Here is a 5,418-nt window from a genome sequence, read left to right as displayed (position 1 = left end):
TGCACTCGTTGCAGAAGGAAAATAGGTGGCCGAGTTTTACTCCGCCGAAGCGGGATTATCCCGCCACTTCCGTGGACTAATTTTGCACCGCCGCTCTCAAGTTTCTTTGACAATGGCATGCGCGTTTTCCGCACCAATGGCCCAGTAGGTCGCGCGTTAACGGCAGGTGAAATCTCAGTTGCGATGATCACTTCACAGGTTGCTTACACATTGAAAGCGTCAAGTGAATCTCCGGTTGAAATAGTCTGGCCGCAGGAAGGTGCATCTGGGGTTATCCGAGGCGTAGGCATTCAGGCAAAGACCCAGCGACCTGAAGCGGCACAGGACTTTGTTGAATGGCTGTTAAAACCTGAAACTCAAGGCTATCTGCAACAGGCAGCTGGTTCCGATGGACTTTTCGAGCCAACCGTAAAAAACGCACCTCGCCGTGCAGATGGTCCTGCAGAAGGACTGATTTATCGCGTTGCACCTGATGACTATGCCGTCGAGCATGAAGCCGAAATCAAGACATGGTTTGCTGACCGCGCTGTGAATTGATCAAGCGCAAACGGGACAAATCCTGCCGTTAATTGAGAGAACCACATGACCGACGTTTTTGTCTCACGACGGAATGGCGAGCGGGCATTTGTCCGCTTGCGTCTGACCCCGGAAGTTAGAGCTGAAGATGTGCTTGGCATGCTTGTCGTGCTGTCGTTGTTCATTTTGGTGCTGGCGCCGCTTGGCACTGTGCTCATTCAGGCATTTTTGCCTGGCTTATTTCATTCACAACCAACAAATTTCAGCCTGAGTGGCTTGACGGAAGTATTTAGTCGGCCGCTGTGGCGGACGGCTCTTCAGAATTCGCTGTTTCTGGCTGGCGCTTCGGCCTTATTTGGCTGCCTGTTCGGAACTCTGCTTGCAATTTTACGCCAGTCACCAGCACTCCGATTTGGATGGGTGCTCGATATCGCAGCCTGGGCTGTGATCATCCTGCCCTCTTTCATTCTGGCGCAGGGATGGAGTTTGTTCGGCAGTCGTGGTGGAATTGCCGTTTCTTGGTTGGGGTTGGACTTCATACCAACTGCACTGTTCAGTCCCTGGGGGCTGGTTTTCATCATGAGTGTTAAGGCAAGCCCCTACGCGTATCTGACGGTGCTTGCATCCTTGCAATGGAAAATGGATGATTTTACGCATGCCGCACGTCTTTGCGGTGCCTCTCCGTTTCGCGTGCTTACAACAATCAGCATCCCGATGTTACTGCCAGCAGTTTTATCAGGGGCAGTGCTGATATTTATCGACGTTCTGGGCGATTTCGGGCTGCCTGCAGCCCTCGCGACCACATATCGATTTCCAACGCTCACCTACGCTATTTATGTAGCAATCAATCAATCGCCGATCCGCTTTGATCTTGCAGGCATTCTGGCTTTCTACGTCACAGCGATTATGCTTATAGCAGTTCTTGCTTACCTGCTTTTGGTGCGCCGTCGGCGTTATGACTTCCTGGGTGGCAAGGCACAGATCTTCCAGCAAAACAAAACTGCACCAAGTCTGTTTTTAAACGGAGCCGCGTTGGCGGCGATATTTCTACTACTAATCATACCTATCGGTTCCAGCGTCCTCGTCTCTTTTACACAGCGTGTGAGTGCCGGGTTCAATTTAGAAAACCTCACGCTTGATCATTATCGCTACGTATTGAACACGAGCGGCGCATTTCTGACAGCATTGCGTAACTCACTCCAGATTGCTGCTATCGCGGCTATTGGAAGTGCTATTCTTGCTGCTGCCGCATCTTATGTGCTGATCTTTTCGGATTTCCGGTTCAACAAGTTGATCGACGTAACATGCACGCTTAGTCTCGCAGTACCGGGCGTGGTACTGGGCATTGGTTATATCTTCGTCTGGAATGCGCCAATTCTAAGCGACTTGAATATTTCGCTCTATGGAAAGCCATCGATATTGGTGCTGGCAGGTATTGCAGGATCTGTTCCGATTGCTATTCGTGTTCTGTTGGGTGCTATGGCACAGGTTCCGGTATCGATGTTGTCGGCTGCGGCGCTGCAAGGTGCCGGACTTGGCAGGCGCATCGTTACGATTGTTCTTCCGCTGATCGCAGCAGCCCTTTTGTCCGCGACACTGACCGCTTTTGGCTCCGCCGTGTTCGATCTTGCAATCAATTCAATCCTTCGTCCACCGCGCCTCGATGTTCTGCCTGTCCATGTCAATCGTGCGTTTGAACAGGGACTTTTTGGCGCGGCAACGGCGGCTACGCTTATCGCGGGTGCAGTGACGATCATCGTAATCTTTGTCTTACGCGCGCTGACGCTTTTTACTTTGCGCAGGGTGATACCTGCTCCGAGGACATGACATGCTTGAGATAATGAATATCTCCCGTCATTACGGGAAAAATACGGTGCTTGAAAATTTGTCTCTGACTGTCCCGGAAGGTAAAGTCGTATGCCTTGTTGGACCTTCTGGTTGCGGGAAGTCTTCGATCCTGCGGCTTGTGGCTGGGCTCGATCGTCCTGATGCAGGCGAAATACGCTTACGAGGAGAAACAATTTCCTCACCAGTTAAGATCGTTGAACCGCAGCGGCGCGGGCTTAATATGGTCTTTCAAGATTATGCGCTCTGGCCGCACATGAGTGTCGAACGCATCATCGGCTATGGTTTGAATCGCCACGCAAAGGATGTGCGTGTCAAACGCGTTAGTGACCTCCTGCATACCATGCAAATTGCACATCTCGCCAAGCGCCTACCGTCACAAATTTCAGGCGGGCAACAGCAACGCGTGGCAATTGCCCGCGCTCTTGCGACAGATCCCAGTCTCTTGCTGTTCGACGAACCGCTTTCTAACCTCGACGTGCAGCTTCGCCTTGAAATGCGTCGTGAGTTTGCACGTTTGTTTCGTGATTTGGGCAAAACTGTACTTTACGTAACGCATGACCCTCTGGAAGCCAGCAGCTTCGCTGATATTCTGGTTGTATTAAAGCAGGGACGTATCGAACAAATAGGCGATCCGCAGGAATTGTTTTCCAAACCGCAGTCGAAATGGATCGCTGGGCTTGCTGGTTATGATAATCGACTTGCCGCGCAAATCGTTGACGGTAGAACGGATGATCGGGTTAAAGCGAGAGTAGGCTCTCAGGAATTGATATTGCCTACAAGTGCAGAAGTTAACAGTGAGTATCGTGGTGACATTGCCCTAATGCTTCGTCCTGAAGCTGTCGTCGTTGACCCAGCTGTCTTATCGCAACAGGATCGGCTACGTCTTCGTGGTCAGGTTCTGCAAAGCTTGTTTGAAGGTGGAAAGTGGCGCGTAGAACTGGATTTTGGCAATGCGACGACTGCTGCCTTTATCTTAAATGAGCGTTATTCATCTGGAGCGGCTATCAGCATTGAAGTTGAAGCCGCCAATGCCCTTTTGTTCGCCCCTGATTGATTGTGTAGAAATGCTTCTTAAATCGATGATCAAACCATATTCCAAGCCATCTTTTGCCAGCGAGGCTTTTCGTGAATGGTATCTTCCGTCAGGCATGCAATGTTTGGGATATGTACCGTTTCCCGTTGCCACGTTTTTGATCCGTAAAGGACTATTCATCAATAATGGCGCGCGCCTTGAATTGAAGAGTTGTCACGAGCAGATTAGTGATCTCACTGTTACACTTGAAAAAGTTCGCGAGGCTTTATGGACAGAGGGATTAATCGTTGAACACCGCAATGAGGTTATGGATGTGCTTTACGGGTGTGATGCTGAACCCGTCGCTACCATTGACCGCAGTGCCTTGCGAATTTTGGGGCTGTGGGCAACGAAAGTTCATGTGAATGGTGTTATAAAGACATCTGAAAGCAACAATGCCCAAATCTGGCTTTCTCAGCGATCTGATGCTGCGAATGCAGCGCCGGGGCATTGGGATACATTGGTGGCAGGCGGCAAGGCAAGCAATGTAAGTCCATTAGAAACCGCAGTTAAAGAGGGATGGGAAGAAGCTGGCATTACAAAAGAACTCATGTCCGATCTTGCGTTGCGCAATAGTATCCCATGTGTGTATCTCAGCCCGCAGGGTATGCACCGCGAATTATTAGTGTCGTATGATCTTGTTTTGCCAATTGATTTCGAGCCGGTATGCAATGACGATGAGGTACAGGATTTCAAACGTGTCGATGCAAGAACACTGACTCCATCAGACGGTAAAAGCCTTCCTATTAAGTTTAGCTCCAAGGTGGTTCTCACCTCAGGCGAAAGCGCTCCATAAAATTAGACAGCCCCCATCGTAATGTTTGGCTTCAAACTTTCCGTCAAGGCAGTGGTGATATCGTTTCTGAGGTTTGCCGAATTGCTTCAACTGCGGCCCTTATCTACGCGTGTGGCTCCATGTCATTGCTGACGTGAGCTGGAATTGAGAATCTTGACTGGCAATCTGCAATGGCTGATGGGTGCGTGTTCTTGACTCTACGTCTAGCCTTCCCGAAAACGCTCATAGCGGTTTAGCCCGTGCCGACATGTCTATCCCGATTACTTAAAGATCCCATAGAGTTACTTATTTTCGGGAATAGTAAGAACGAGATAAATCTTCTGCAACCTGAAAATTATAATATTCAGATTCAGACATTAATTTTTCATCAGGCAGCATCATATGTGTTTTCAACACAGACAATAGAATTGTCTGCGACGCTGTCGCAACGCGCAAGTCAATGTCATCTTCAACAAGACCGGAGAAAATGGTATTGGAATAAAGAGCGCGTGAAAGAGCAACATTCATACGCGCAATTCCCATTTCATCCTCAAGTCCATTAATGCGCGTCGGCGTCTTGCCGCCGGCGGTCAAAGCTGCACCCATTGAAATAAAGACATGATCCGCTTCCTTGCCCTGAATATCTTCAGGCAAGCCAGCAAATTTCAATCGAGCTAATTGCTCGGTTCCCATGCAATCCAATATGGCTAAAAGCTGTTTTTTGCTAAACGCAACAACAGCGGCAGATCCACCCTTATCCATAGCGGCAATAGCCGCATTGGAAACCGCGCGCGCCTCAGCCATCACGACACCATTAACCTTTCTGGCCATCGGCACATACCGAATACCAGACAGACGGCTTCCATGATTTTCCATAACAACAGAGCTGTCATATCTGAAGATACTCGACCAAGCCATGATATCCGCATTCTTAGCGCGATAATTCTTTTCCAAGGTAAAGACTGGCAAGCCGGACCGCTCCGCCCAATCCAGAACAGAACCTTCTTTTGAAATCTGGAAAAGATCACCAACGACCAAAAGAAGGCGATCGGGATCAAGGAATTCATCGCGCATTTCAACAAGCGATGCTTCATCAATAACAGTCACGTGAGAGCGGCGGTGCAAAATTAGTCCACGGAAGTGGCGGGATAATCCCGCTTCGGCGGAGTAAAACTCGGCCACCTATTTTCCTTCTGCAACGAGTGCA

At 49.6% G+C, this 5,418-nt stretch carries 5 protein-coding genes; 4 read left to right on the top strand and 1 reads right to left on the bottom strand.

All coding sequences use genetic code 11. The features are described from left to right. The first annotated feature begins 117 nt into the window (after nucleotides 1-117). Genes VBH83_RS19135 through VBH83_RS19120 form a run of 4 tightly spaced genes read left to right on the top strand, consistent with a single transcriptional unit; the run spans nucleotide 118 to nucleotide 4,232 of the window. The gene (locus VBH83_RS19135) at nucleotides 118-537 is read left to right on the top strand and encodes an ABC transporter substrate-binding protein (RefSeq protein ID WP_396999066.1); all 420 of its coding nucleotides are present in this window, start codon (nucleotides 118-120) and stop codon (nucleotides 535-537) included. A gap of 45 nt (nucleotides 538-582) precedes the next feature. Beyond that, nucleotides 583-2,343, top strand: a complete 1,761-nt coding sequence (locus tag VBH83_RS19130; protein WP_396999065.1) for an ABC transporter permease — start codon at nucleotides 583-585, stop codon at nucleotides 2,341-2,343. 1 nt (nucleotide 2,344) lies between these two features. Then, the gene (locus VBH83_RS19125) at nucleotides 2,345-3,418 is read left to right on the top strand and encodes an ABC transporter ATP-binding protein (RefSeq protein ID WP_396999064.1); all 1,074 of its coding nucleotides are present in this window, start codon (nucleotides 2,345-2,347) and stop codon (nucleotides 3,416-3,418) included. Next, entirely contained in the window at nucleotides 3,375-4,232 is an 858-nt protein-coding gene (locus tag VBH83_RS19120; protein ID WP_396999063.1) for an NUDIX domain-containing protein, read from the top strand. The genes VBH83_RS19125 and VBH83_RS19120 overlap by 44 nt, the downstream gene beginning before the upstream one ends. A gap of 285 nt (nucleotides 4,233-4,517) precedes the next feature. Here VBH83_RS19120 and VBH83_RS19115 read toward each other — a convergent pair whose 3' ends face one another. Next, complete coding sequence (locus VBH83_RS19115; protein ID WP_396999062.1) at nucleotides 4,518-5,393, bottom strand: hypothetical protein; 876 nt, start codon at nucleotides 5,391-5,393, stop codon at nucleotides 4,518-4,520. Nucleotides 5,394-5,418: the final 25 nt, after the last annotated feature.

The sequence above is a fragment of the Ochrobactrum sp. S1502_03 genome (assembly GCF_044435015.1).
Taxonomy (GTDB): Bacteria; Pseudomonadota; Alphaproteobacteria; order Rhizobiales; family Rhizobiaceae; genus Brucella; species Brucella chromiisoli.
This window is presented reverse-complemented; position numbering and strand designations above follow the sequence as displayed.